Here is a 26,236-nt window from a genome sequence, read left to right on the forward strand (position 1 = left end):
GGGCTGATGATCGACTTGGAAAGGAGTTTCAGCAATGAGATTGATCAAAAATCTGCTGGCCTTGATTGTGCTCGCCATCGGCATGCTGTGGACGTTGCAAGGCATCGGCTTCATCCGCGGCAGCCTCATGACCGGCCAGTCGCAATGGCTCTATGTCGGCATCGTGACGGTGCTGGTCGGCTTGGGCGGCCTGGCCTGGGCAAACCGCTCGCGCATTTGAACGGGCGTCCATGCTCAGGCTCCCGCCAGAGCAGCGCACAGCGGACCCGTGGCGGTCGGTCACCGCGACCAGTATTGCCAGCCCCAGTAGAAACTTTCGTCGCGCGGCGGCAGGCGGTTGCGCTCCGCGTCCAGCTGCACGGGCGTCGGCGTTTTGCGTTCGCCGTCAGGCGGCTGTTTGTCCCCGTCTTTGATCAGGCGGAGCCAATGGCCGAAATGCACAAACAATACAGTGATGGAATGGCGCATTGTCCGTCACTCTCGCCCCGCCCACGGGACGAGCACCCGCTCGATCCTGCGGATGATGAATTCGAGCACGAAGGCAATGGCCGCGATCACCAGTATGCCCATCACCACCACGTCGGTGACGAGGAACTGGGCAGCGGACTGGATCATGAATCCGAGCCCGCGCGTCGCCGCCACCAGCTCGGCGGCAACCAGCGTCGACCAGCCGGCGCCAAGCGCGATACGCAGACCGGTCAGGATCGAGGGCAGCGCGCTGGGCAGGATAACGTGCCCGATCACTTGGCGCTGCGTGGCGCCAAGCGAGCGCGCTGCATTGATGCGTTCCTGCGAGACGCCGCGAACACCCGATGCCGTCGACAGCGCAACCGGTGCCAGCATGGCAATGGCAATCACCAGGATCTTGGACGGCTCGCCAATGCCGAACCAGATAATGATCAGCGGCAGATAGGCGAGCGGCGGGATCGGCCGCAGGAATTCGAGCAGCGGATCGAAGATGCCGCGCCCTGTAGTGCTGATGCCGATAGCCAGCCCGATGGGAACGCCGACGAAAACGGCCGCGATCAGCGCTGCAAACACCCGCCACAGGCTGGCGGCGATATGCTGGAGCAGCGTCGCGTCGACAAAGCCGTCACCGGCGACGACGACAAATTTGTTCCAGACTGCCACAGGCGACGGCAGGAAAACCGGCGACATCAATTGCAGGCGGGCCGATACTGTCCACACTGCCAGCACCATCAGAATGGTGATCGCGCTAACCACACGGGCCGAAACGCGGCTGCGTCTCGGCCGCGGCCGCGACCATGGCACTGACAGCGCGTCGGCTCCGTCGTCGACCTTGGAGCGCCGCGGCCGCTCGGTATAGGAGGTAACGGTCATGCTGCCTCCCCTTCGAAGATCGCGTCGGTCAGCTCGCCGCGCGCCGCGGCGAAGGCGGGATCGGCCTTGATGCTGCGAATGGCCTCGCCGGCTGCATAGCGCCGGCTGAAACCGGCCTCGAAACTCCGCACCACCCGCCCCGGCCCCGGAGCGAGCACAATGATGCGGGTGGCGAGAACCAGCGCTTCGTCGATGCCGTGCGTGACCATCAGCACGCCAACCTGGCTTGCCGTCCACAGATCGAGCAGCGTTGTCTGCATGCGTTCGCGTGTCAGCGCATCGAGTGCGCCCAGCGGTTCGTCGAGCAGCAGGAATTGCGGCGCGGCTGCCAGCGCCCTGGCCAGGCCGACGCGCTGGCGCATGCCGCTGGAAAGCTCCCATATGCGCTTGTCGCCGGCGCCGTCGAGCTTCACCAGCGCCAGAAGGTCGTCGGCGGTCCGCGCCCGTTCGGCGGCCCTGACACCGCGCAGCCTGAGAGCAAAGGCGACATTTTCCCGCGCGGTCAGCCACGGAAACAGCGCGTCGTTCTGGAACACGACGGCGCGGTCCGAACCTGGGGCCGTGATCGGCCTGCCACCAATCGTGGCGCGTCCGCGCACAGGCTCGACCAGGCCCGCGGCGACGTTGAGCAACGAGGTCTTGCCGCAGCCGGAGCGGCCGACCAGGACAACGAAGTCGTCCTTGGCGATGTCAATCGACACGCGTTCGACGGCCGGCGCCGGCTGGCCGTCATAGTGAATCGAGACTTGGTCGAGCACGAGATGCGTCATGTGGGGTCGCCGATATTGTGAACCTGCCTGCCCCGAAGCCGTTCCTCGTCAGCGGCTCCGGGGCAGGCAACGCGCGCGTCAGGGAAGGGAGGACGCGCGGTATTGAGCCGCCGCTAATTCGAGGCCAGCGCCTCGCCGACATATTTCGACGACACGTATTTCGAATAATCCGGCAACACGGCGTCGATCTTGCCCTGCTCCTTGAGGAAGGCCGATGTCGCCTCGACCGCCTTGACAGTGCCGCCACCGAGGAACTTGTCCGAGGCTTGCTCCTCGAGCGTCGGGAAGACATAGCCCCTCAGCAGTTGCGGCACGTCTTCGAGCTTGGCCCCGGTGATCCTGGCGATCTTGGCCGCTTGCGGCGAGGACACCGGCTTGGCCAGGAAGTCGGCATAGGCAGCGCCCGTTACTTTGACGAAGTCGCGCACCGCTTCCGGGTTCCTTTCGGCGAAGTCGGTGCGCACGATCCAGGCGTCGAAGGTTGGCGCGCCCCAGACGGCGACCTGCGAGGAATCCAGCACGACCTTGCCAGTCGTCTTGATCTGGCCGAGTGCCGGATCCCAGACATAGGCGGCGTCGATGTCGCCGCGCGCCCATGCCGCCGCGATCTCCGGTGGCCGCAGATTGAGAATGTCGACCGACTTCGGGTCGACACCCTCATGCTTCAGCGCGGCAAGCAGGCTGTAATGCGTCGTCGAAACGAAGGGCACCGCCACCTTCTTGCCGGCAAGGTCGGCAGTTTTCTCGATGCCGGCGCCGTTGCGGGCGACAAGGGCCTCGGATTCGCCGATCAGCCCGACAATGAAGATTGTCTGGATTGGAAGCTCGCGGCTCGCCGCCGCCGCCAGCGGGCTCGAGCCGACATAACCGATGTCGACCGAACCGGAAGCGATGGCGGCGATCACGTCGGCGCCGGAATCGAATTTCCGCCAGTCGATTGCCGCCTTGGTCGCGCTCTCATAGGCGCCGTCGGCCTGCGGCACCTTCGAGGGTTCGACGACCGTCTGGTAGCCGATAGTGATCTTGAAGTCCTGCGCATCGGCTGGGCCGAGAAAGGCGGCACCAGCCAAGGCCGCCGAGGACAAGAGAACGATACGTCGCGAAATGGTGGACATGAAAGGCTCCATGGAAACGAGAAAAAACCGGATTGCGTTTCATAGTCACCTAACTCTATCGTTCTTGTAGAGTTAAATCCTTCCAATCGGTTCGGTCTTGTTAGAAAAAGTCACCTGGCTATGGCAGTTGCCCATTCGCACGCTTCTGGGTGATGGCCCGGTGAGAACCGTCGTCCTTGCCCGAACCGCTTCCACGTCGTCCATGCGCGCAGCAAGGATTTTCCCGCGTTCGCCCCTGCATCGGCAAATTCATGCTGTGGATAGCCAAGAAATTGGAAACAAGTTCCCTGTGTTCGCGGTTAAGTCTAGTAGCCTTATCGACATTGAAGGATTGGAGAGGACGATGAGCGACGCCACCCTCCTTGTTGCCGCGCGCGGCATGCTTTGGCCTTCAAATTCAGGGGCAGAAGCTGCTGTCCGGATTCTCGCCGATCGGGACATTCCTGCCGCCGGCCAGTTTGGCGGTGTGCCATTGCCGGCGGCTTCTGTGCTTCCAAGAGCACAAGCCCCTGCCAAAATGGCCATTGCGGCTTGAAAACGAAGCAAAATCAACGTTTCTCGGCTTGTATATCATGTCACTAGAATTTATCTGTAGTGGCAGCTTGGACGCGGCGGGGAGGCACGCCAGGCGTTTCGCAACCGGTGGCCTTGCGCCATCGCATGACAGAGAAACGTTCGGGTTATGCTCACGAAAAAAGGTAAATACGGCCTCAAGGCGCTCATCCATCTGGCGCGCCTGCCGGTTGGACAGCTCGCCTTCGTCAACGACATCGCCACAGGAAACAATATTCCGAAGAAGTTCCTCGATGCCATTCTTGGCGAATTGCGCAATGCCGGGTTCGTCCAGAGCCGCAAGGGCAAGGAGGGCGGCTACCGGCTGGCACGCCCGGCGGACGAGATCAAGGTCGGCCACGTCGTGCGCGTGCTCGACGGGCCGCTTGCCCCCATTCCCTGCGCCAGCCGCACCCAGTATCAGCGCTGCGAAGATTGCAACGAGGCGACATGCCAAGTCCGACACCTGATGCTGGAGGTCCGGCAGGCCATCGCCGAGGTGCTGGACCAGCGCAGCCTCGCCGAAATGCGCGACATCGCCGGCGACGAGGACCTTTCGGCGGCGTTGAAAGTGCAGGCCTGAACCACTCTCCCCTGAGCCGGCGACGATCGCCAGGACAGCTGGTGTGCGCATGACCGGGCGCGCTACGCCAAGTTCGATCATCATTGTCGGTGGCGGCGCCAGCGGCGTCGTGCTTGCCGCGCATCTGCTGAAGTCGCCCAATCCCGATCTCCGCGTCAGCCTGGTCGAAAAACGCCCGCATTTTGGGCAAGGCATGGCCTATTCAACGCTGCTGTCGGCGCATGTGCTGAATGTCAGCGCGTTGGGCATGAGCGCCTATGCCGACGATCCCGGCAATTTCTCGCGCTGGCTGCTTGAACGCGGCCTGGCAACGCCGGAACAGGCGCCGGTCTATGCGCCGCGCAGCGTCTACGCCCGCTATCTCAAGGAGCTGCTCGACGAGCTCGAGGCGCGTGAGCGGGAGACGGGCCGGCTGCGCCTGATCCGCGAGGAGAGCCTGTCGATCTCGCCGACCGCTTCCGGCGTCGAGGTGGCGCTGGCCAACGGCACTAGCGTGGTTGCGCATCTTGCCGTGCTCGCCACCGGCCACGACGAAGAGCCGGGGGCGGGGCAGGGGCATGCGATCAGGATGGGATCCGAGGCGGACACTGCGCTCGACCCCGAAGCCCGAGTCCTGGTGCTGGGCACCGGCTTGAGCATGGTCGATGCCTTCCTGTCGCTCGAGCAGCGCGGCCACCGCGGCGAGATCGTCGCGGTGTCTCGGCGCGGCCTGCTGCCTTCGCCGCATCGCAAGGGCAATCCGATCAAGCTTGACGTTGCCGATATTCCGCTCGGCACCCAGCTTTCCTATTTCGTCGGCTGGTTCCGAGACCTGATCCGGGAAAACCAGCGGGCCGGCATCGACTGGCGCGACGTCGTCGACGGTCTGAGACCCTTCAACCAGAAGATCTGGCAGAACTGGCCGTCCTCGGCCAAGCGCCGCTTTGTCGAGCACACCAAGGCCTGGTGGGACATCCACCGCCATCGCATGGCGCCGCAAGTCTACGCCCGCGTTGCCGAGGCGGTGCAAGCCGGCCGCATCCGCCTTGTCGCCGGGCGCGTCGTCGAGATCGCCGGCGGCGACGGCTTCAGGGTACAGGTCCAGTCGCGCCACACGCAGCAGCTCGAAAGGTTCGACGTTGCTCGCATCTATGATTGCACCGGCATCGCCCGGGACATCTCGACCACTTCGAACAGCGTGGTGCGGTCGCTGGTCGATCGCGGGCTGGCACGGCCGGATCCGCTGCGGCTCGGGCTCGACGTGACCGCGAACTGCGAGGTCATCGCCGGCGACGGCACGGTATCGGCCAAGATCCTCGCCGTCGGGCCGCTGACTCGCGGCACCTTCTTCGAGATCGACGCTATCCCCGATATTCGCGTACAGTGCGCACGGCTCAGCAAGCGATTGCTCGGATAAGGCCCCTTTGTCTCGACGCAATTTCGGATCCAGGATCGCCGCCGTCGGGGGGGAAAGACCTCGACCGCGCCAGGAAGCGAGCCGCGACCCTGGCCAGATGACCGGGCAAATTCTGCTTCCGTCGCCACCGTGCCTTGCCTACGATGGGCGCATGACGCAACGCGGAAGACTCTACGGCTGTCCGGTCGAGTTCGCTCTCGACGCGCTCGGCGGCAAATGGAAGACGGTGATCCTGGCGCGCATCAAGGAACAGCCGATGCGCTATTCCGACCTGCGCCGGCTGATCCCCTCACTCTCGGACAAGATGCTGACGCAGCGCCTGGCCGAGCTTGTCGAGATCGGCTTCGTTACGCTCGAAACGTCGCCGGACGGCAAGGGACGCTACGCCTTGACCGGGCGCGGTGAAGATCTCGCCGCCGCGCTCCAGGCGCTCTACGACTGGGGCAGCGTGCACGGCCGCGCCGAGGGTGTGCGTTTTCGTACCGACAGCGCAGCCACCACCTAGATCAATTCCGGGAAAGGCTCGGAGCGGTTTTCCGTCTGCAATTGCGTGAAGACAAAGCGACGGACCGGTTCGGCGTTTGCGTGAAACGGTGAATCGCTCTAGCAAGCCGATTGCCCTTAACCCGCACCGGCAAGCGCGCCGCAGAAGCTCGCGGCATCGGTGACAACGGCTTCGCCGAGGAAGCGTAGCGTCGCCATCGAGCGGTCGCGCGCTTCGCGGTTGCCGAAGCCACAGGCATCCTCGATGACCACGGCGACGAAGCCATTGTCGGTCGCCTGGCGAACGGTCGGCTCGATGCCGATCTCCATGGCGATGCCGGCGAGCGCAATCGCGCGCACGCCGCAATCGCGCAAGGCAAAGCCGAGCGCGGTGGAATCGAAGGCCGACATCGTGAGCTTGTCGAACACCGCCTCGTCATCGCGGGGTTCCAGTTCGGGCACGATCCGCGTCGCTTCGGCGTCGCGCGGGAACCACGGCTCAACCGTGTCGGGGCTGTCGCGCCGCTGCCAGGCCATGGCGGTGCGCAGCTGCGTCGCGCCCATCCACTTGCGTGGCAGCGATAGATGGCGCGTGAACGCCACCCGCATTCCGGCTACGCGCGCCGCTTCCAGTGCCGTGCCGGTGCGCTCGACGATGGTCGCGCCGCCGGCCACCTGGCGGCAGATGCCGACCTGCATGTCGTAGACCACCAGCGCCGTGCGGCGCGGATCGCACCACTCAGTCAGGCTGGCCGGGATTTCGATCCCGTCGCTCGACCGGATCATGCCGCCGTCCGGTCCCATGGCTTGGCGATATCGACGGTCGGGTCGAACAGGAATTCCAGCGGCAATGGCGCGTCGAAGGCGATGAAGTGCCATTCCAGCAGCCCGGCCTTGGACAGCGGGAAGTCCTCGGTGTAGCGCCGCGCTTCCTCGACGCTGTCGAGCTCGAAGACGATGATGACGCCGCCAATATCGCCGCGCGCATAATTCTCGCGCACGATCCCCGCCTTCCAGAGCCGCCAGACATTCGAAACTTCGTCGCGCAGATAAGGCCGCAGGTCGTCGAGCGTGACGCCGGGCCTGAAATTGTCATAGGCAAGAATCTTCATCGGCCATTCCTTGCATTGCTGTTCGTCCAGCGCCGGGTAGCATGGCGGAATCGGGGACCGCAACGAACGAGATGGTGCGTTGAAGCGGCCGCACGATTGCCGTTCTGTGCCGCGCGATCCCTATGGGCGGCCGGGCGGCCGCGGGATAATTTTTGCCGAAGAGGAGGAAAAGCGCGGTGACCATCGAAAGGCTGAACCCGGAGGGCATGCACAGCAATCCGGCCTATTCGCAAGGCGTGTCGCTGCCGGCATCCGCGCGCATCGTGCTGGTCGGCGGCCAGAATGGTGTCGACGCGCAAGGCCGGATCGTCGCCAGGGACGATCTCGCTGCGCAGACCGCTCAGGCGCTTTCGAACCTGGCAAAGGTGCTCGAAGCCGGTGGGGCAAAGCCGGAAGACCTCGTCAGCCTCTCGGTCTATATCGCCGGCGACCTGGATATAGGGCCGGCCTTCGGCGCCTGGATGGCCTTCTGGGCAAACCGTGGCGCGCCGCCGATCATCAAGGTGCTGCGCGTCGCCGGCCTCGGTAATCCGGATTTTCTGATCGAGATCGAAGCCCAGGCGGCGATCGCCTGAACCCCAAGCAGGTTCTGCAAATCTTTTGCCCTGCCTGGAGGCCGGCGAAGCTTTCGCGAAATTCCATTCCCCTGCTGGCGGCCGGATTGGCACGATCTATCTTCTTTCCAACTGCAAACGGCTGGAAAAGACGGTAGGTTGCCGTCTTCCAGGGCGGTTGCTCATTCTGGCAACGGAGCATCTGACATGAGCAAGCACAAGATCGTGGCACCGGACGATGCATCGTCCCGCCTGCGCCCGCCCTATGCCTCGGTTCTCGACCTGATCGGGCAGACGCCGGTCGTCGAGCTGACCAAATTCGACATCGGCAAGTGCCGGCTGTTCATCAAGCTCGAAAGCCAGAATCCCGGCGGCTCGATCAAGGACCGCATCGCGCTGTCGATGATTGCCGCCGCCGAAAAACAGGGCAAACTGAAGCCCGGCGGCACCATCGTCGAGGCGACCGCCGGCAATACCGGTCTTGGTCTCGCCCAGGTCGGCATCCCCAAGGGCTACCGCATCATCCTGGTCGTGCCCGACAAGATGTCGCGCGAAAAGATCCAGCATCTGCGGGCGCTCGGCGCTGAAGTGCGCATGACGCGTTCCGACGTCGGCAAGGGCCATGCCGAATATTATCAGGACATGGCCGAAAAGATCGCCGCCGAGCTGCCCGGCGCCTTCTACGCCAACCAGTTTGCCAACCCGGCCAATCCGCTCGCCCACGAGACCACGACCGGGCCGGAAATCTTCCAGCAGCTCGGAGGCGATGTCGATGCGGTGGTCGTCGGCGTCGGCTCCGGCGGGACGCTAACCGGGCTTGGCCGCTACTTTGCGAAAGTCTCGCCGAAGACCGAGATGATTTTGGCCGATCCGGTCGGCTCGGTGCTGGCACCGTTGATCAAGACCGGCAAGATGGTAGAGGCCGGAAGCTGGACCGTTGAAGGCATCGGCGAGGATTTCGTGCCGCCCAATGCCGATCTGTCGCTGGTGAGGAAGGCCTATTCCATCCCCGACAAGCAGAGCATGCTTGCGGTGCGGGACCTGCTTTCGAAGGAAGGCATTCTCGCCGGCTCGTCGTCCGGTACGCTGCTTTCGGCAGCGCTTCGCTATTGCCGCGAGCAGACCGTGCCGAAGCGCGTCGTCACATTCGTCTGCGACAGCGGCAACAAATATCTGTCGAAAGTCTTCGACGATTTCTGGCTGGTCGAGCAGGGCCTGGCCGAGCAGGAGCAGCATGGCGATCTGCGCGACCTGGTCATGCGCACGCTCCGCACCGGCGATGTCGTGTCCGTCGGCCCCGACGAAAGCCTGCTCAATGCCTATGGCCGCATGCGCCGCTCGGATGTCTCGCAACTGCCGGTGCTGGACGAGGGCAAGCTCGTCGGCATCATCGACGAAAGCGATATCCTCGCCAAGGTCGAAGGGCCTTATGACAGCCGCTGGGATCGCTTCAAGGCCCCGGTTAGTACGGCGATGACCACTAATCTGCACACGCTGCAGGCCAGCCAGACGCTGGATGCGCTGCTGCCGGTGTTCGACCGCAACGAGGTCGCCATCGTCTTCGACGGCGACGAATTCATTGGCCTGATAACCCGCATCGACCTGATCAACCATCTGAGGCGCGCCCGATGACCGTCAAAGCCACCGTATCGGGCAAAAACCGCCTCGCCTTCTCGACGCGCACCATCCATGGCGGCCAAAGCCACGACCCGACGACGGGTGCGGTGATGGTACCGATCTATGCCACCTCGACCTATGGCCAGCAGAGCCCGGGCGTGCACAAGGGTTTTGAATATGCCCGCAGCCAGAACCCGACCCGCTTTGCCTTCGAGCGCGCTGTGGCCGACCTCGAAAGCGGCACAGCCGCCTTCGCCTTCGCTTCGGGGCTGGCGGCGATCGCAACCATTTTCGAGCTGCTCGATTCAGGCGCGCATATCGTCGCCACCGACGACATCTATGGCGGCACGTTCCGGCTGCTGGAACGGGTGCGCAAGCGCTCGGCCAATTTGCAGGTCGACTTCGTCGACTTCACCGATCTTGCCGCGGTCGAGGCGGCGATCCGCCCGGACACCAAGCTGCTCTGGGTCGAGACGCCGACCAATCCGCTGCTGCGCGTTGTTGATCTCGAAGGCGTCGCGGCGCTGGCCAGGCGCAAGGGCGTGCTGTCGGTGGCCGACAACACCTTCTGCAGCCCCTATCTGCAGCGGCCGCTGGAGCTCGGCATCGATATCGTGGTCCATTCGACGACGAAATACCTCAACGGCCATTCCGACATGGTCGGCGGCGTCGCCGTGGTCGGCGACAACAAGGATCTCACTGAGCGGCTGAAATTCCTGCAGAACGCCATCGGCGCCATTTCCGGGCCGTTCGACAGTTTCCTCGCGCTGCGCGGACTGAAGACGCTGGCGCTGAGGATGGAGCGTCATTCGTCGAACGGCCAGAAGATCGCGCACTGGCTGGAGAGCCGCCCCGACATCCGCCGTGTCATCTATCCCGGCCTGCCCAGCCACCCGCAGCACGCCATCGCCAGGCGGCAGATGCATGCCTTCGGCGGTATGATCACGGTCGAGCTCGACCGCGACCTCGCCGGCACCAAACGCTTCCTCGAACACACGCAGCTGTTCACGCTGGCCGAAAGCCTCGGCGGCGTCGAAAGCCTGATCGAGCACCCGGCGCTGATGACGCACGGCTCGATCCCGGCGAAAAAACGCGCCGAGATCGGCATTTCCGATTCGCTGGTGCGGTTGTCGGCGGGAATCGAAGACGGTGACGATCTGATCGCGGATTTGGATCAGGCGCTGGCGAGCTGAGCCCGATAGCGAGACGTCGGCGGGACAGCGCCCCCTCTGCCCTACCGGGCATCTCCCCCTCAAGTGGGGAGATTGGCCGTCATCTTGCGCTTTCGCCAACCTCCAACGCTGAAACACGGGCGGGACGGCGACGCTGCCGATCTCCCCCCTTGTGGGGGAGATGTCCGGCAGGTCAGAGGGGGGCGTGAAGGATCACCAAAGATCGGCGTTTACACGCTGCTCCGTTGACCTTGGCACCATCCGGCGAAATGGTAGTCTCCCTATGAACAACCGACAACGCAACCAACCGACGGCAAGCGACGGCCCCGCTACCTTCGCGGTGCTGGTCTTCCCCGGCTTTCCGATGATGGCATTCAGCTCGGTCATTGAACCGCTCCGCGCGGCCAACGTGCTGGCGAAGCGGGACTGCTACCGCTGGATCATCGTCGGCGCCGCCGAAGGTCCGGTGGAGGCTTCGAACGGCGTCGTCATCCAGCCCGGCTTTTCCGCCCATGACGCACCGAAAGTCGATCGCATCGTCGTCTGCTCGGGCGGCGATGCCGATCATCTCGTCGCGCACGATGCCGAGAGCTGGATCCGCAAGAGCCTGCGCGGCGGCGCCCATATCGGCGCGGTGGCGGATGCGGCGTTCTTTCTCGCCCGCGCGGGCCTGCTCGACGGCCATGCCTGCACCTTGCACTGGACCAGCCAGGCGGCCTTCACCGAAGCGTTTCCGGATATCGAGCTGAGGCGCGATCTCTATGTCATCGATCGCAAGCGCTTCACTTCGGCCGGCGGCGTCGGCAGTCTCGACATGATGCTGGAAATCATCACCAACGACTATGGCGCCGAACTCGCGGCCGGCGTCGCCGAATGGTTCGTGCACAGCCCGCTGCGCTCCAGCGTCGACCGCAAGCTGATGCCGCTGCGCTTGCGCACCGGCGTGCAGAACGAACTGGTACTGTCGGCCATCGCCATCATGGAGGATGCGGTCGAAGAGCGGCTCGGCATGGCGGAACTGGCGGGGCGGCTTGGTGTCTCCTCCGATAAGCTCGAACGCAATTTCCGCTCCGAACTCAGTATCTCGCCCAACGGCTACTACCGCCGCCTGCGGCTGAAGCGCGCCGCCGACCTGTTGGCGCATTCGACGCTGATGGTGCGCGACGTCGCGCTGGCCTGTGGCTTTGCCTCGATGTCGAGCTTTGCCCGGGCGTTCCGGGAAGAACATGGCCACGCGCCGAAGGTGTTGCGGCGGCATTAGGTCTTGCGAGACGTCGGAGGGACAGAGGGGGGCGCGAAGGATCGCTACGGAATGCGCGCCTAGCGGTGTGTCGCACGACATCTGCGGTTTTCCGCACACACTTTATCTAGCGCACGACTATGCTCAGGGCCTTCCAGGAGGCACCCATGAGCATCGTCGTTTTTGACCCCGACAGCACCGAGGATGTCGACTTTGGGGATCGCATGCGCCATCCGGCGGCGGCGGATCCGGCCGGCGGCATGTGGTTGTCGGATACCGAGCCGTCCTTCATCGACGCAGATGCGCTGCGCAAGGGGCGGCTGGCCAGGCTGCGCGCCTGGATGTGCGAGGCCGGCTATGGCGGCGTCGTTCTGTTCGACCCCTACAACCAGCGTTACGCCACCGGCTCGCGCAACATGTTCGGCTATTTCCTGCGCAACTCGACGCGCTACTTCTTCATCCCCACAGAAGGGCCGATCGTGCTGTTCGAATATCCGCAGAGCTACCATGTCTCGATGGTGCTCGACACGATCGACGAGGCGCGTCCGTCGAAGCTGGTCTGGTCATCGGTGTCGGGCCGCGACGACGAAACCGCCGGCCCGTTCGCCGATGAGATCGCCGAATTGCTCAAGGCGCATGGCGGTGGCTCGATGAAGCTCGGCCTCGACCGCTGCAGCCATCTGCAGGCACTGGCGCTGGAAAAGCGCGGCTGCGAGGTCCGCGATTGCCAGGGCGAGATTTTGGCGGTGCGCTCGGTCAAGACGCCCGAGGAAGTAAAATGCCTGCAGGTGTCGATGGCCGGCGCCGAGGCTGCGGTCTACGCGGTGCGCGAGGCGATCAAGCCCGGCGTTTCCGAAAACGAACTGTTCGCCATCATGTATGGCGAGGTGATCCGACAGGGCGGCGAGTTCATCGAAACCCGGCTGCTGACCTCGGGCCAGCGCACCAATCCATGGTTCAACGAGGCGAGCGGCCGTAAGATCAGGCCTGGCGAACTTTTGGCACTCGATACCGATACGATCGGCTGCTACGGCTATTATTCGGACTTTTCCCGCACCTTCCGCTGCGGCCCGGGCAAGCCGACGGATTATCAGAAGTCGCTCTACCGCATGGCGCACGACCAGGTTCAGCACAATATCGGGGTCGTCAGGCCCGGTATGGCGTTTCGCGAGATTGCCGATAAGGCCTGGAAAATCCCGGACCGCTTCGTCGACCAGCGTTATACCTCGGTCATGCACGGCGTCGGCATGCATGGCGAGACGCCGTTCATCGCGCATGCCATGGATTACGAGACCTATGGCCGCGACGGTGTCATCGTGCCCGGCATGGTGGTCAGCGTCGAGAGCTATATCGGCGAGAAGGGCGGCCGCGAGGGCGTCAAGCTGGAGGACGAGATCCTGATCACCGAGACCGGCACCGAACTTCTGTCGCGCTTCCCGTACGAGGATGATTTCCTTGACGGGCACGTTTGAGTGCTGACAGGCATATCCGCATGAAAAGCCCGATCTCGATCAAGCGCGGTACGGCGGCGGCGGTGTTCATCGATCTCCAGGAGGAGCATCGGCGGGACAAGCGCTATCTGGTCGAAGGCTATGGCGACATCCTCGCCAACGTCCAGCGGCTGCAGGCGGCGGCACGCGCCAATGATGTTCCGCTCTACCATTGGGCCTATATCGTCGATCTCGCCACGGCACGGCCGTTCCACCCGGTCGAGGCCAACGGCAAGTCGGCGTTTTCAGACAAGGACGATCCGCTGACGGCGATCTGTCCAGAGGTCGGCCCGTTGCCAGGCGAGACGATGCTGATCAAGACCGACGCCAGCGCCTTCCGCGCGGGGCCTGCCGCCGAACGGCTGAAGGTCGACGGCATCGAGTGGCTGGTCGTTGCCGGCGTCTGGACCGAGGCGTGCATCGATGCCACCGTCAAGGATGCGGTGGCGCTCGGATTTCGCGTGCTGCTGGTCAAGGATGCCTGCGGCAGCGGCAGCACGGCGATGCACCAGACGGCCATTCTCAATCTCGCCAACCGGCTCTATGGCGGCGCCGTCACCAGCACCGACGGCGCCTGCCGGCTGCTGGCCGGCGAGACGGTCGAAGCCTGGCAGGTCGAGGGCTCGGTGCCGCTGCGCTTCAGCTATGAAAATGCTGCCCGGCTCTACGCCGAGCTCTGAGCGGGATCGCGAAGCGATGATCACCGAGGCCGAGCGACCCGAAACGACAGAGCGCGGAAAGTACCAAACGCTGCTCGATCCGGAACTGTGGGCCTATATCGACAGGGTCAACGAGTGGTATCCGCCCGAAATCGTCTACATGCCGATCGAGCGGCAACGGGCGGTCTATGACGCCATGTGCCGGGCATTTCGCGAGCCCTATCCACCCGGTGTCAAGGCCAGCGACAGCAGCGTCGGCGACCATGCGATCCCAGTCCGGCATTACCAAATGGCGGGCACGGCGCCACAAGCGATCGTTGTCTATTATCACGGCGGCGGCTTCGTGCTTGGCGGGCTCGACAGCCATGACGACATCTGCGCCGAGATCTGCGCCGGCACCGGCTTTGCCGTACTGTCCGCCGACTACCGGCTGGCGCCCGAGCATCTGCATCCGGCGGCCTTCGAGGATGCGCTGGCCGTATTCGAATGGGCTGCGGCGACCACCGGCCTGCCGCTCGTACTCTGCGGAGAGAGCGCCGGCGGCAATCTGGCCGCTGCGGTGGCACAGGCGACACGCCGCCATCCTCACCATGCGATCGGCCAGGTGCTGATCTATCCCGAGCTCGGCGGTGACGAGCTAGATGGCCCAGAGCTGGACGGCAAAGCGCGCGCGGGCTCCTATGTCGAGCACGCCGAGGCGCCGCTGCTGACATTGCGCGATGTCGAATTTTATCGGCATATCCGGGCAGGGAAGGGGCAGTCGCCGGACGACCCGACATTTTCGCCGCTTAGCGATACCGACTTCTCCGGCCTGCCGCCGACGGTCATCGTCACCGCCGAATGCGACCCACTGTCGGCGGATGGCCAAGCCTATTGCGACCGCATCCTTGCCGCCGGCGGCAAGGCATGGTGGCGCGAAGAGCCGCGGCTGGTGCACAGCTTCCTGCGCGCCCGCAAGACCGTGCCGCGCGCCGGCGAGGCCTTTGATCGCATCGTGGCGGCAATAGCCGCGCTGGGCGGGGGTGACTGTCCGGAGTGACGCGGACCGTCCTCCAAGCTCCACTGTCGCGGAACAGCGCACAACAACTGCGGAAACCCGAACACTGCTGCGGTCAGGCCGGCCCTATCATCACGCCACGTAAGGGCTCGCATCCGCGATGCGCCGACCCGACAGGGAGGATTTACGATGAAGTTCATGCCGACCGACCGGAAATTGCATCCGCAGGCCGAGCCCGTCGCCGATGGCTTCAGGAAAGGCCAGATGAACCGGCGCGAATATCTCGCCACCATGGCTGCGCTCGGCGTCAGCACTGCCGGCGCGCTGGCGCTGGGCGGGCTTGCGCCGTCGCCGGCCAGGGCCGAGGAGCCGAAGCGCGGCGGCGTTCTGCGCGTCGCCATGAACGTCAAGGGCTGGAAGGATCCGCGCACTTTCGACGGCGTCGAGATGTCCAACGTCGCCCGTCAGTGCAACGAATATCTGGTGCGCTGGAACCGCGACTTCACCTTCGAGCCATGGCTGCTCGAAAGCTGGGAGACCAGCGACGACGCCCGCCTGCTGACCCTGCATGTCCGCAAGGGCGTCACCTGGTCGAACGGCGACACCTTCAACGCCGACGATGTGATCCACAATCTGACGCGCTGGTGCGATGCGTCCGTCGCCGGCAATTCGGTCGCCGCGCGCATGGGCGCACTGGTCAACGCCGATACCAAGAAGGTCGTCGACGGCGGCATCGAGCGCGTCGACGATTTCACCGTGCGGCTCAATTTGCCTAAGCCCGACATCTCGCTGATTGCCGGCATGGCCGATTATCCGGCGCTGATCATGCACCGCAGCTATGAAGGCGACGGCGATCCGCTGAAGGCATTGGCGATCACCACCGGGCCTTGCGAACTCGTCGCATGGGATGCCGAGGTCGGCGCCGAAGTCCGCCGCAAGGACAAGCCATGGTGGAAGGGCGAGTTCTATCTCGACGGCATCAAATGGGTCGACTACGGCTCCGATCCCAACGCCATGCTGTCGGCATTCGAATCGGGCGAGGTCGACACCGACCACGAAACCGCCTCCGACACGGTTTCGCAGACCGATTCCATGGGCCTGAGCAATTCCGAGATCGCCACCGGCTCGACCATCGTCGCGCGGTTCAACATCGGCAATCCGCCCTATGACGACATCAAGGTGCGGCGCGCTGCACAACTGGCCGTCGACAACGCCGCCGTGCTGAAGATCGGCATGGACAACCGCGGCAAGCCTGCCGAGAACCATCATGTCGGGCCGATGCATCCCGAATATGCCGATATCGGCCCGGCCGTCCGCAACATCGATCAAGCCAAGGCCCTGCTCGCCGATGCCGGCAAGGCCGAACACGAATACGAACTCATCTCGGTCGATGTCGACTGGCAGAAGAGCACCGGCGACGCCATCGCCGCGCAGATGCGCGAGGCAGGGCTGAAGATCAAGCGCACAGTGCTGCCGGCCGCGACCTTCTGGAACGACTGGAGCAAATATCCTTTCTCCTGCACGGAATGGCTCGGCCGGCCGCTCGGCGTCCAGGTGCTGGCGCTCGCTTATAAGTCTGGCGCCGCCTGGAACGAGAGCGCCTATGCCAATCCGGAATTCGATACTCTGCTCGACAAGGCGCTGGCAATGCCCGATCCCGGCGCCCGCAAAGAGCTCATGGCCAAGATCGAACAGAATTTGCGCGATTCCGGCGTCATCATCCAGCCCTACTGGCGCTCGGTCTATCGCACCTATCGCAAGGGCGTGCATGGCTGCGAGCAACACCAGTCGCTCGAGCAGCATTTCGAGAAGGTCTGGCTCGAGACGTAGCCTTGCCGACGACCAATTGTCGGGGCCAGCGCCGCTCCTTCTTCCTTCTCCCCTTGCTTGTGGGAGAAGGTGGATTGGCGCGCAGCGCCAAGACGGTTGAGGGGTGTTGGAAGGATCGTCGTCGGTACCAAGCTGGAACACCCCTCATCCGGCCGCTTCGCGTCCACCTTCTCCCACAAGGGGAGAAGGAAGAGCCACGCCCGTCCCTGAAATCTCCTGCCCGAGCCGCACTGTTTCCCGGATCAGCAGGTCCAGATCGTCACGCCGGGTGCGGTGGTTGTTGATCGCCACCCTGAGGCAATGCTGGCCATGCACCGTCGTGTCGGAGATGGCGGCGATGCCTTCTTCCTGCAGCCTCAGCATGATCTCGGTATTGAGCGCTTTCAGGCGCTCAGCGTCCAACCCATCGGCGCGGTAGCGAAAGCAGACGATGTTGATGTTCACCGGCGCCACCAGTTCGAGCGCCGGTTCGGCCTCGATCAGCGCACCGAGATAATGCCCTTGCGCGATGTTCTGGTCGATCAGCCGGCCGAACTTTTCGATGCCGTGCTCTCGCAGCGCCATCCACACCTTCAGCGCCCGGAAGCCGCGCGTCGTCTGCAGGCCGTAATCGTGCAACCATTGGCCGGAGGCCAGGCCGCGAGGCGTCGATTCCAGATATTCCGGCGTCACCGCGAACGTGCCGCGATGCGCGGAGGCATCCCGGATCAGCGCGCAGCCGACCTCGAAGGGCGCGTGCAGCCATTTATGCGGATCGAGCGCGATCGAGTGGGCGTGCTCGATGCCGGCAACGCGATGCGAATTGTCCGGCGCAATCGCAAGCAGAGCGCCGATGCAGCCGTCGACGTGAAACCACAGATCTTCCTTTGCCGCCAGGTCAGCCAGCGCTTGCAGATCGTCGATTGCGCCGGTGTTCACCGTGCCGGCCGTACCGATTACGCAGGCCGGCTTGAAGCCGGCGTCACGGTCCTCGGCAATCGCCGCCCGCAACGCAGCGATGTCGATCCGCAGCCCGGCATCGCTCGGGACGCGACGCAGCGCCCGGTTGCCGAGGCCGAGCGCCTCCATCGCCTTGCGGTGACAGGAGTGAAGCTGGTCGGAGCCGTAGAAACGCAGCGGCTTGTCGATGCCGGCAACGCCGTGCTCGCGTATGTCGATGCCGGCCTTGGCGTTGCGCGCCACGGTCAGCCCTATGATGTTGGCCATCGAGCCGCCGCTGACCAGCGTGCCGCTGGCCGATTGCGGAAAGCCCATCATTTCCTTGCACCAGTCGACGACCTGGTTGTCCATCAACGCGGCGGCATGGTTGCCGCCGCCGAGGTTGGAGCCCTGGATCGCGGCCAGGAAATCGCCGAGCGCGCCGGTGAAACTGCTCGAGCCCATATACCAGGACCAGAAGCGTGGATGGATGTTGCCCATCGGATAGGGCATCAAGTTCCTAGTTACTTCGCCATACACCTCGGCTAGCGGAGCCGGCGAACGCGGCAGGGGCGCCGCGAAGAAAGCCCTCACATCAACCGGCATCTCCTGCCACACCGGACGCTCTCTGACATCGCGCAGGTAAGCGACGGCATCGTCGACGATCCGATGCGACAGGACCTGCACGTCGGCCCAGTTCGAGGGGTCAAGCGTTCCCTCGGTAGCCGTGACGGCCAATCCAGGCTTCGTATCCATGCGGGCCGCTCCCGATGTGCCGCCGTCACGCCGGAAACTGGCAGCCGGGCGTCGACTGCGAAAGCGCAGTCTCCTCGGCGTCCATCTCCGCTTCGATGCCGTCGAACAGCGGCGTCGTCACGTAGCGCTCGCCGGTGTCGGGCAGCATGCACAGGATCACCGAGCCGGGCGCCGCCTTTTCCGCGATCTGCCGCGCGACAGCAAATGTCGCTCCGCCGGAGATGCCGGTGAAAATGCCTTCCTTCTGCGCCAGCGCCTTGGCCCATTTCGTGCCCTCGGGCCCGGCGATTGGCACCACCTCGTCATAGAGGCCGGCGTCGATCGCCTCCTGCAGCACGTCCGGAATGAAGTCGGGCGTCCAGCCCTGGATCGGGTGCGGCTCGAACGCCGGATGGCTGGCGGCAGGCGCGCCGCCGGTGCCGCGCTGCTGCGGCTTGCCGCTGCCGATAAGCTGCGCATTGGCCGGTTCGGCGAGCACAATCCGGGTCTCCGGCCGCTCGCGGCGAAGCACGCGTCCGACGCCGGCGACGGTGCCGCCCGTGCCGTAGCCGGTGACGAAGCAGTCGAGCCGCGAGCCGGCGAAATCGTTGATGATCTCGCGCGCCGTCGTCGCTTCGTGAATGGCGGCATTGGCCTTGGTCTCGAACTGGCGGGCCAGGAACCAGCCATTGGCTTCGGCGAGCTCCACCGCCTTCTTGTACATGCCAAAACCCTTCTGGGCACGCGGCGTCAGCACCACCTTGGCGCCCAGCATGCGCATCAGCTTGCGGCGTTCGATGGAAAAACTGTCGGCCATCGTCACCACCAGCGGATAGCCCTTCTGGGCGCAGACCATGGCAAGGCCGATGCCGGTGTTGCCGCTGGTCGCCTCGACGACGGTCTGGCCCGGCTTCAAGGCGCCGCTGCGCTCGCCCTCCTCGATGATGTTGAGCGCCAGCCTGTCCTTTACCGAGGCGGCGGGATTGAAGAACTCGGCCTTCACATAGATCGTGGCATGGTTCGGTCCGAGATTGTTGATGCGGATCACCGGCGTATCGCCGACCGTGTCGAGAATGCTGTCGAACAGACGGCCGCGCCCGGCGGTGGTTCTGATTTTCTGTTGATGCAACATGTCGAGCTCCTCGCTTTGTCGTTGTCTCTTGTCGTCACGGGCCGGTTACAGACCGGTGGCTTGGGCGGCGAGGTTTCGAGACCTTGCCGCGCTACATTTGCCTCCCGGCAATGCCAGCATCCGGCGCGGGAATTCGCTGCCGGATGCACCGTGTCGCGTTTGGTGATAAAACAAAGGCCGACTGGCCAGCGTGGGAGCAGGCGTGGAAACGTACGTGGAATCCGCCCGATCGAGCCTCGGCGGCGAGATGGCCGGTCTTTCCGTGCGTCTGCTCGGACCGCTGACGATTATCCGCAACGGCACCTTCGTCGAGCTTCCGAAGTCGCGCAAACTGTGTGCGCTGTTCGCCTATCTGGCGCTGGCGCCGCATCCGGTCGGCCGCAGCCGCCTGTGCGAGCTTTTGTGGGATGTGCCGAACGACCCGCGCGGCGAGCTTCGCTGGTACCTGAGCAAGCTTAGAGGCATCCTCGATGAACCGCATCATCGCAGGGTCGAGACACCAGGCGACACGATCGCGCTTGATCTGAGAGGTGCTTCCGTCGACGCTGTCGACATAGCCTCGGCCGCCGCCAAGGGCGTTGAGACGCTCGGTCTAGAGCGGCTCCAGGCTCTTTCCGGAATGTTCGCCGGCGACTTTCTCGATGGGCTGGAGATCGACCGCAGCCCGCATTTCAACAGCTGGCTGATCGCTCAGCGCCGTCGCTTCACCTCGTGGCACGCCGCCATCCTGGAACATCTCGTCAACAAGCTTCCGGCGGATGCCGACGAGATGTCTTCGCATCTGGACAAATGGCTGGAACTCGCTCCGTTCGACGGGCGCGCACATGTGGCTCTTCTGACCAGGCTGGCGCAGCGCGGCCAGTTTGACGCCGGCGAGGAACATCTCGCTTCCGCGGCGCGGCTGTTTGCTTCGGAGGATCTGGATTTCGGAGCCGTTCGTGAGGCATGGGGCACGATCCGCGGCGAACGACCTGCAGCAACGCTCTGGGCCCGACCTTCAGTCGTACCCGCGGCACCGCACGCGTCAATTATGCTTTCCCGTTCCGATACCGCTGCATCACAGAAGGCTTCGCTCGCGGTGATGCCGTTTGCCGAAGAGGCGGCTGGCGGCGGCCCACGCGGAGGCATAGCCGATGGCCTCACCCACGACATCATCACCCGCCTGGCCAAGCTCAGGGATTTCTTCGTCATCGCGCGCGGCTCGGTGTTTGCCTTGGCGGAGAAAAACATCGCGCCCGAAGATGCCGGCCGGCGGCTCAACGTCGACTATGTCGCCACCGGCACCGTGCGCTGCCAGGCCGGCCGCGTCACCGTCGCGGTCGAGCTGGTCGAAGTGCGCACCGCCAGGATCGTCTGGGCCGAGACGTTCGAGCGCAAGCCGGACGACATCTTTGCCGTGCTCGACGACATCGGCAACAGCATCGTCTCGTCGATCTCGGCCGAGATCGAGACGGTCGAGCGCAATCGCGCCATGCTGAAGGCGCCCAATTCGCTGAACGCCTGGGAAGCCTACCACCGGGGCCTGTGGCACATGTATCGCTTCACCCGCATGGAAAACGAGCAGGCCCGGCATTTCTTCGACATAGCCTTGAAGCTTGATCCGACCTTCGCCCGCGCCTATGCCGGGCTCTCCTTCGCCCATTGGCAAAATGCCTTCCAGCGTTGGGGCGACCGCGACCAGGAAAGCGCCCTGGCCTTCGAGGCAGCCGGCCAGAGCCTGCTCGTCGACGATCATAATCCGGCCGCGCACTGGGCCATGGGCCGGGCGCTGTGGCTGCGCGGCGAGCAGGACGGCTCTCTCATCGAGCTCGAACGCGCCGTCGACCTCAGCCCGAATTTCGCGCTCGGTCACTATGCGCTGTCTTTCGTCCATTCGCAGTCGGGCGACCCGCAGGCCGCGATCGGCTCGTCCGATCATTCCAGGCATCTGAGTCCCTTCGATCCGCTGCTGTTCGGCATGCTGGGCGCCAGGGCGATGTCGCATGTCCGGCTTGGCCAGTTCGACGAGGCCGCCGAATGGGCGCTGAAAGCAGCCGCGCGTCCCAACGCCCATGCCATCATCCTCGCGATTGCCGCGCATTGCCTTGCGCTGGCGGGGCGGCTGGACGAGGCACGAAGTTTCGCCGCTGGGCTGCGCAAGATGCTGCCGAACTACTGCGCCGACGATTTCATCGGCACCTTCCGCTTCGAGCCGGGCGCCGAGGCGCTGTTCCGGCAAGGCGCCAAGCGGATCGGGCTGAGGTGAGGCACGCGCGCGGTTAGCCAGGCTCTCCAAACCGCTCATCACGGCTGGCCGCCCCAAACATCGTCATGTCCGCAGCCAAGGCGCATCGTCAGATTGGTTGCGAATTCGTCGACCAGAGCGGATCAGACAGGCTCAACCGATTTAACGTTGCCGTCGGTGCCCACGAGGCAGCACCAGCCCCATCTTCTGACGGGCAACGGCTGAAGGTGCAGCAGCGCGTTCGCCAAAGAGCGCGCCTTCACGTGCCGCCCCTGCACGCTACCCGATGACAATCCAGCTGGGAAGATGCTCAAAACGCGGCCGCGGCACCCCCACTGCGCCTCTATGTGGCACGCCGCAGCGTTGAAAAAACTCGAATAAGTGAGCAGCGTTTCTTTCGACCTGCGCAAGCGGGTGGGCTCGGTTAAAAAAAAGATACCGACAATAGATCAGGATACAGGCAATCGTATAAGAAGCGATTTCGCCATTGGCTTTTTTCGATCTGCGTAAACGCATAACAACGTGGGATATTACTTATAACAACATACAGCCAATGGAATAAAGTCGATTTTCTGTGCTGGTACATTGCTGTGAAGCGAATTTCAGTATCTGCTAAGATAGCCGGCATTGGTTCTGAATTATTAAGCATTTGCAAAATTCAAACCCGCAATACTGCAATTTTTCCTTGCCATACGCCGACTTCGGATGCAACTTTCTGGCAACAGCAGCCGCGTTAGTTGGTTGCTGGCATGCTTGGGCGGACGGGCGCGAAGCATGGAGAGGGAAATCGATATTCGCTAATGCGGCCCCCCGTGGGGAGCGTTTCCCCTCGACGTAAGAGATCACGACAGCCAGCCACTAAGTCTTCGAATGCATGGGCCACGGTCTGGCTCTTTCGAGGCCGGCGAAGCTCTGTCCTCCGCGGATGGCGCCAATCAGCAATCAGATCAGGAAAGAGCGATGAGGAAATCAACCTTGGCAATCGTGCTCGCAGGCACTTTCGCGCTTACGGCGTGCCAGTCGTCATCCAACCCGGAAGTTCAGGCGCGCAACAGCGAGTTCGGCTGCATCGCCGGTACTGTCGGTGGCGCGATCGTGGGCGGCCTGATCGGCAGCACCATTGGTGGTGGAACCGGACGTGTGATCGGTTCCGCGATTGGCATCGGCGGTGGTGGCTACCTCGGCAATCGTCTTGCCTGCGGCTGAGACGAGAAGAAAGGGACAAGACAATGAAATCCATAATCGCGACCACAGCTTCCTTGCTCCTGCTTTGCGCCGGCGCGGCCACGGCACAGCAGTCCATGTACGAGGGTCACCAAGACCAACTTGATACCGATGACAACGGCGCGGTGAACCGACAGGAGTATCAGGCCTTCATGACCAGGGCCTTCGAAAAGCTGGACGCCGACAATAACGGCGCTCTCAGCCAAGCCGAAACCACCGACGTCCTGAACGCCGATCAGTTCGCAGCGACCGATGCGAACGGGAACGGCCGTGTCAGTCGGGACGAATTCATGAACCGGGTGATGAAGGACTTCGCGGCGGCCGATAAGAGCGGGGACCGCCGCCTGCAATAGTCTTCGGATACGAACGATCGCCCAGCCGCCAGGCAGTCGGAGGAATGAACCATGAAATTCGTAATCTATGCGACCCTGGCCACTGCTTTGATGGCGATCGCCGGATGTACCACCGACGACGGCTACGATGGCTGCCGCGGGTCGGGCTGCCTGGTTGATCGGCCTCATAAACGGGACCGAAAGATTGATGACCGGCCGCAGTTCGACAGGAACGGCAATCCCAACTTCGATACCAGGGGCCGTTACATCGGCTGCCATGGGCTCGGATGTAAAGTCGACGATCCCGATGACGGGGATCAAAGCATCGACGACAGGCCGCAGTACGATAAGGAAGGCAATCCCAACTTCGATACCCAAGGCAACTACCAAGGCTGCCGCGGCATCGGCTGCGAGGTCGATGCGCCAGACGATGACAGGTCATCGGACGACGATAGTTCATCGGGCGACGACGATTCCGATTGATGGCCCCTGCAACGAACAAGGAAGAGGATAGCCACTCATGTCTGAATTGAACGGTCTCATCCGTCGGCGTGCCAAAATCGTTATGGTCGGCCTTGCGGGGCTGGGAATGACGCTGACGTCCGCTTTCGCCGCGAATAGCGCCTGTGACGGTGTAAAGGTCGAAGTGACGAAGGCGCGCAAGCAGGAGTATGCCCCCCTCGTTGCCTCGGCGTTGGACAACAAGGTCAAGCCCGCTCGGGTGAAATTCATCACGATCATGGAGAACGGCAACTGGAGCGCCGCCTACGTCTCCACGCCGGTGAGCGATGACGGCGTGATGTTCTTCCAGACAGTCAACGGAATGAAGCAGTTTCGCGATGTATGGGGCGGCTATGCCGACCCATCGGAAAAGCCTGAACTCGTATCCTGGGCAAAGAAACTCGGAGCGCCGCAAGACCTGGCAAAGTGTTTTGCCGACGAAGTTACGGAATGACGGTGATGATCGCTGGCGATCGCCGCGGTGGCGCCGGCATAGCAAATGGCATCGAAAAGGCATGGATCAGCAGAAACTGATCAAGGACTGCATGACCGTCAAGGGTTCACACATCGAGGAGATTCGAACAATGGCCAGAAGACACGCTTTTCTCTTTGCGTTGGGGATGATCTCAGCAATCAGCACCGGATCAGCGTCCGCGCAATCGGCTGCGGAGGTGAACGGCAACCTGGACACGCTGTTCGGAAGTCATGCTCCGTACCAGACCTTCTTCGACAAGTTGAAAAAAGCGGTCGGTTCCGATGACAAGGCGACCGTTGCCGCATTGGTCGCCTATCCGTTCCAGGCCCGCATCAAGGGAAAGGCCCTGAAGATCAAGGATCAGAAGCAGTTCTTGACCGATTACGACCAGATTATCACCCCGAAGGTGAAGGGTGCTGTGACCAAGCAAACCTACGCGACGCTTTTTGCGAACTGGCAGGGCGTTTCCATCGGCGATGGAGAAATCTGGTTCAGCGGCATTTGCAGCAACCAAGCCTGCGAACAGCAGACGATCAGGATCACCGCCATTAACGACTGATGTCGATAGAGGAAGGAAGGCCGGTGTTCATTTCCCGCAACAGGGTTCAGCCCTTCACGACGATCAGAAAAGCGGGGCCTCGATCTCGACGTAACTGAGACCGCAGCCTTGGGCGTCTCCTAGGCCAGTTCGGGCGTCCACGAGATCGGCTTCAACCCAAGCTCGACGTCTTGTTCTAGCCACTGGCGCCTGCGGAAGGATGTAGAAAAATGCTCGCTCTTCGAAAATCCAGACTGATCGTGCAGTTCGCCCGTGCGTTGGCAACTTCAGTGAAAATGGTGGCTGTCGTCAGCGTTGCCGTCCCGCACACGATCAATGTTGCGTATGCCAGCAAATATGATCTGCCGAAACCCTATGTTTCCCGGGCTCTTAACGCGGTTTTGATACCCATCAACCACGCCTCTCGGCACCGCTATCAGATCCCGCCCAAGCTTCGCGGGGTGTATGTCTTGGCCGTTGCACCCCATGGCGTTGCCGCGCGGCAAGGCATCCGGCCGGGTGACGTGCTTGCCACAGTGCGGCATCAACCGATTTCGACGCCGACCGATGTCGACCGACTCGTTTGGGCCGCTCTTGCCGTGAGCGCTACCAGTTTTCTGTTTGGCGTGAACCGCGGAACAGAAGTCGCAGATGTCGTCGAGGTCAATACCAACATCACCGTAAACAACTTCAATACCAACATCTCGGTCAACAATATCTCGCAATGGACGAGTGTCGATAACCATGAGGAGTGGACGCAGATCGTCGATCAGTACGACGACGAGATGGAGACAAGCCTCGAAGACACAAGCTATCGCGAAGACGACTCGCTGCCCGGCGACGCCAGTCCAGATGCCAACGAGACTCCTTCCGATGCTGATGACGATTCCGACGACAACAACGCGGACACCGATGGCGATAGCTCGGACGACAGCACCGACGACGACAGTTCCAATGATCAAGACGATTCGAGCGATCAGAATGACGATGATGGTGATGACGACAACAACACCGACGACGATAGCTCGGATGACAATACCGACGACAATAATTCCGATGATCAGGACGATTCGACCGATCAGAACGACGATGAAGACTCAACGGCCGGTGATGATGATCAAGACAGCACCGACACCGACGACGATAGCACGAATGACGATGCGTCGGATGACAGTAGCGACGACAGTAATGGATCGGATGATGATGATTCCAACTAGTGGCTGGCCCCGCCAGCCACGGATATCTC

The 26,236-nt window shown here is 63.2% G+C and carries 28 protein-coding genes; 20 read left to right on the top strand and 8 right to left on the bottom strand.

What is annotated here, in order from left to right:
- The first annotated feature begins 34 nt into the window (after nt 1–34).
- Nucleotides 35–220, top strand: a complete 186-nt coding sequence (locus NKI19_RS13320) for a hypothetical protein (RefSeq protein WP_352565538.1) — start codon at nt 35–37, stop codon at nt 218–220.
- A 59-nt stretch (nt 221–279) separates the two neighbouring features.
- Here NKI19_RS13320 and NKI19_RS13325 read toward each other — a convergent pair whose 3' ends face one another.
- The 4 genes from NKI19_RS13325 to tauA form a co-directional block, all read right to left on the bottom strand.
- Nucleotides 280–468: a hypothetical protein gene (locus NKI19_RS13325; protein ID WP_352565536.1), complete on the bottom strand. Its 189-nt coding sequence runs from the start codon at nt 466–468 to the stop codon at nt 280–282.
- Nucleotides 469–474: 6 nt separating this feature from the next.
- Entirely contained in the window at nt 475–1,341 is an 867-nt protein-coding gene (locus tag NKI19_RS13330) for an ABC transporter permease subunit (protein ID WP_352565535.1), read from the bottom strand.
- Nucleotides 1,338–2,111, bottom strand: a complete 774-nt coding sequence (locus NKI19_RS13335) for a taurine ABC transporter ATP-binding protein (protein WP_352565533.1) — start codon at nt 2,109–2,111, stop codon at nt 1,338–1,340. The genes NKI19_RS13330 and NKI19_RS13335 overlap by 4 nt, the downstream gene beginning before the upstream one ends.
- 113 nt (nt 2,112–2,224) lie before the next feature.
- Nucleotides 2,225–3,226, bottom strand: coding sequence for a taurine ABC transporter substrate-binding protein (gene tauA, locus NKI19_RS13340; protein WP_352565531.1), 1,002 nt, complete (start codon nt 3,224–3,226; stop codon nt 2,225–2,227).
- A 97-nt stretch (nt 3,227–3,323) separates the two neighbouring features.
- On the opposite strand from tauA, the gene NKI19_RS13345 reads away from it, so the two are divergent.
- From NKI19_RS13345 to NKI19_RS13360, 4 genes are all read left to right on the top strand, one after another.
- Nucleotides 3,324–3,761: a hypothetical protein gene (locus NKI19_RS13345; RefSeq protein ID WP_352565529.1), complete on the top strand. Its 438-nt coding sequence runs from the start codon at nt 3,324–3,326 to the stop codon at nt 3,759–3,761.
- A gap of 147 nt (nt 3,762–3,908) precedes the next feature.
- Entirely contained in the window at nt 3,909–4,361 is a 453-nt protein-coding gene (locus NKI19_RS13350) for an RrF2 family transcriptional regulator (RefSeq protein ID WP_352565527.1), read from the top strand.
- A 49-nt stretch (nt 4,362–4,410) separates the two neighbouring features.
- On the top strand, nt 4,411–5,757 hold the full coding sequence (locus tag NKI19_RS13355; protein WP_352491239.1) for an FAD/NAD(P)-binding protein: 1,347 nt from the start codon (nt 4,411–4,413) through the stop codon (nt 5,755–5,757).
- A 151-nt stretch (nt 5,758–5,908) separates the two neighbouring features.
- Nucleotides 5,909–6,262, top strand: coding sequence for a winged helix-turn-helix transcriptional regulator (locus NKI19_RS13360; RefSeq protein WP_023675899.1), 354 nt, complete (start codon nt 5,909–5,911; stop codon nt 6,260–6,262).
- A 116-nt stretch (nt 6,263–6,378) separates the two neighbouring features.
- Here NKI19_RS13360 and NKI19_RS13365 read toward each other — a convergent pair whose 3' ends face one another.
- Nucleotides 6,379–7,026, bottom strand: coding sequence for a cysteine hydrolase family protein (locus NKI19_RS13365; protein ID WP_352565525.1), 648 nt, complete (start codon nt 7,024–7,026; stop codon nt 6,379–6,381).
- Nucleotides 7,023–7,352, bottom strand: coding sequence for a hypothetical protein (locus tag NKI19_RS13370; protein WP_352491237.1), 330 nt, complete (start codon nt 7,350–7,352; stop codon nt 7,023–7,025). Before NKI19_RS13370 ends, NKI19_RS13365 begins: the two co-directional genes overlap by 4 nt.
- Nucleotides 7,353–7,528: 176 nt before the next feature.
- On the opposite strand from NKI19_RS13370, the gene NKI19_RS13375 reads away from it, so the two are divergent.
- The 8 genes from NKI19_RS13375 (at nt 7,529) to NKI19_RS13410 (ending at nt 16,911) form a co-directional block, all read left to right on the top strand.
- A complete protein-coding gene (locus NKI19_RS13375) occupies nt 7,529–7,927 on the top strand; it encodes a RidA family protein (protein ID WP_352491236.1) in 399 nt (132 codons plus the stop codon).
- 186 nt (nt 7,928–8,113) lie between these two features.
- A complete protein-coding gene (locus tag NKI19_RS13380; protein WP_352491235.1) occupies nt 8,114–9,538 on the top strand; it encodes a pyridoxal-phosphate dependent enzyme in 1,425 nt (474 codons plus the stop codon).
- Complete coding sequence (locus tag NKI19_RS13385) at nt 9,535–10,716, top strand: cystathionine gamma-synthase (RefSeq protein ID WP_352565523.1); 1,182 nt, start codon at nt 9,535–9,537, stop codon at nt 10,714–10,716. Before NKI19_RS13380 ends, NKI19_RS13385 begins: the two co-directional genes overlap by 4 nt.
- 262 nt (nt 10,717–10,978) lie before the next feature.
- Nucleotides 10,979–11,956 carry a GlxA family transcriptional regulator gene (locus NKI19_RS13390; RefSeq protein WP_352491233.1) on the top strand — a complete coding sequence of 326 codons (978 nt, stop codon included), beginning with the start codon at nt 10,979–10,981 and terminating at the stop codon, nt 11,954–11,956.
- A 146-nt stretch (nt 11,957–12,102) separates the two neighbouring features.
- The gene (locus NKI19_RS13395) at nt 12,103–13,407 is read left to right on the top strand and encodes a M24 family metallopeptidase (protein ID WP_352565521.1); all 1,305 of its coding nucleotides are present in this window, start codon (nt 12,103–12,105) and stop codon (nt 13,405–13,407) included.
- Between the two features lie 20 nt (nt 13,408–13,427).
- The gene (locus NKI19_RS13400; protein WP_352491231.1) at nt 13,428–14,105 is read left to right on the top strand and encodes an isochorismatase family protein; all 678 of its coding nucleotides are present in this window, start codon (nt 13,428–13,430) and stop codon (nt 14,103–14,105) included.
- Nucleotides 14,106–14,121: 16 nt separating this feature from the next.
- On the top strand, nt 14,122–15,123 hold the full coding sequence (locus tag NKI19_RS13405) for an alpha/beta hydrolase (protein WP_352565519.1): 1,002 nt from the start codon (nt 14,122–14,124) through the stop codon (nt 15,121–15,123).
- Nucleotides 15,124–15,270: 147 nt separating this feature from the next.
- Nucleotides 15,271–16,911, top strand: a complete 1,641-nt coding sequence (locus tag NKI19_RS13410; protein WP_352491229.1) for an ABC transporter substrate-binding protein — start codon at nt 15,271–15,273, stop codon at nt 16,909–16,911.
- 144 nt (nt 16,912–17,055) lie between these two features.
- On the opposite strand, the gene NKI19_RS13415 is transcribed toward NKI19_RS13410, so the two are convergent.
- Nucleotides 17,056–18,585 carry a pyridoxal phosphate-dependent decarboxylase family protein gene (locus tag NKI19_RS13415; RefSeq protein ID WP_352491228.1) on the bottom strand — a complete coding sequence of 510 codons (1,530 nt, stop codon included), beginning with the start codon at nt 18,583–18,585 and terminating at the stop codon, nt 17,056–17,058.
- Between the two features lie 25 nt (nt 18,586–18,610).
- A complete protein-coding gene (locus NKI19_RS13420; protein WP_352491227.1) occupies nt 18,611–19,696 on the bottom strand; it encodes a PLP-dependent cysteine synthase family protein in 1,086 nt (361 codons plus the stop codon).
- 247 nt (nt 19,697–19,943) lie between these two features.
- Between NKI19_RS13420 and NKI19_RS13425 the strand changes: the two genes are divergently transcribed.
- The 7 genes from NKI19_RS13425 (at nt 19,944) to NKI19_RS13455 (ending at nt 26,207) form a co-directional block, all read left to right on the top strand.
- Nucleotides 19,944–21,941, top strand: coding sequence for a transcriptional regulator (locus tag NKI19_RS13425; RefSeq protein WP_352565572.1), 1,998 nt, complete (start codon nt 19,944–19,946; stop codon nt 21,939–21,941).
- Between the two features lie 939 nt (nt 21,942–22,880).
- Entirely contained in the window at nt 22,881–23,126 is a 246-nt protein-coding gene (locus tag NKI19_RS13430) for a YMGG-like glycine zipper-containing protein (protein WP_292658193.1), read from the top strand.
- A gap of 23 nt (nt 23,127–23,149) precedes the next feature.
- Nucleotides 23,150–23,497, top strand: a complete 348-nt coding sequence (locus tag NKI19_RS13435; protein WP_352491226.1) for an EF-hand domain-containing protein — start codon at nt 23,150–23,152, stop codon at nt 23,495–23,497.
- Nucleotides 23,498–23,548: 51 nt separating this feature from the next.
- Nucleotides 23,549–23,959, top strand: a complete 411-nt coding sequence (locus tag NKI19_RS13440; RefSeq protein ID WP_352491225.1) for a hypothetical protein — start codon at nt 23,549–23,551, stop codon at nt 23,957–23,959.
- Nucleotides 23,960–23,996: 37 nt separating this feature from the next.
- A complete protein-coding gene (locus NKI19_RS13445) occupies nt 23,997–24,431 on the top strand; it encodes a hypothetical protein (RefSeq protein ID WP_352491224.1) in 435 nt (144 codons plus the stop codon).
- Between the two features lie 61 nt (nt 24,432–24,492).
- Entirely contained in the window at nt 24,493–25,011 is a 519-nt protein-coding gene (locus tag NKI19_RS13450) for a hypothetical protein (RefSeq protein WP_352517663.1), read from the top strand.
- Nucleotides 25,012–25,220: 209 nt separating this feature from the next.
- Nucleotides 25,221–26,207: a PDZ domain-containing protein gene (locus NKI19_RS13455; RefSeq protein WP_352491222.1), complete on the top strand. Its 987-nt coding sequence runs from the start codon at nt 25,221–25,223 to the stop codon at nt 26,205–26,207.
- Nucleotides 26,208–26,236: the final 29 nt, after the last annotated feature.

Source organism: Mesorhizobium sp. M0751 (genome assembly GCF_040320265.1).
GTDB lineage: Bacteria > Pseudomonadota > Alphaproteobacteria > Rhizobiales > Rhizobiaceae > Mesorhizobium.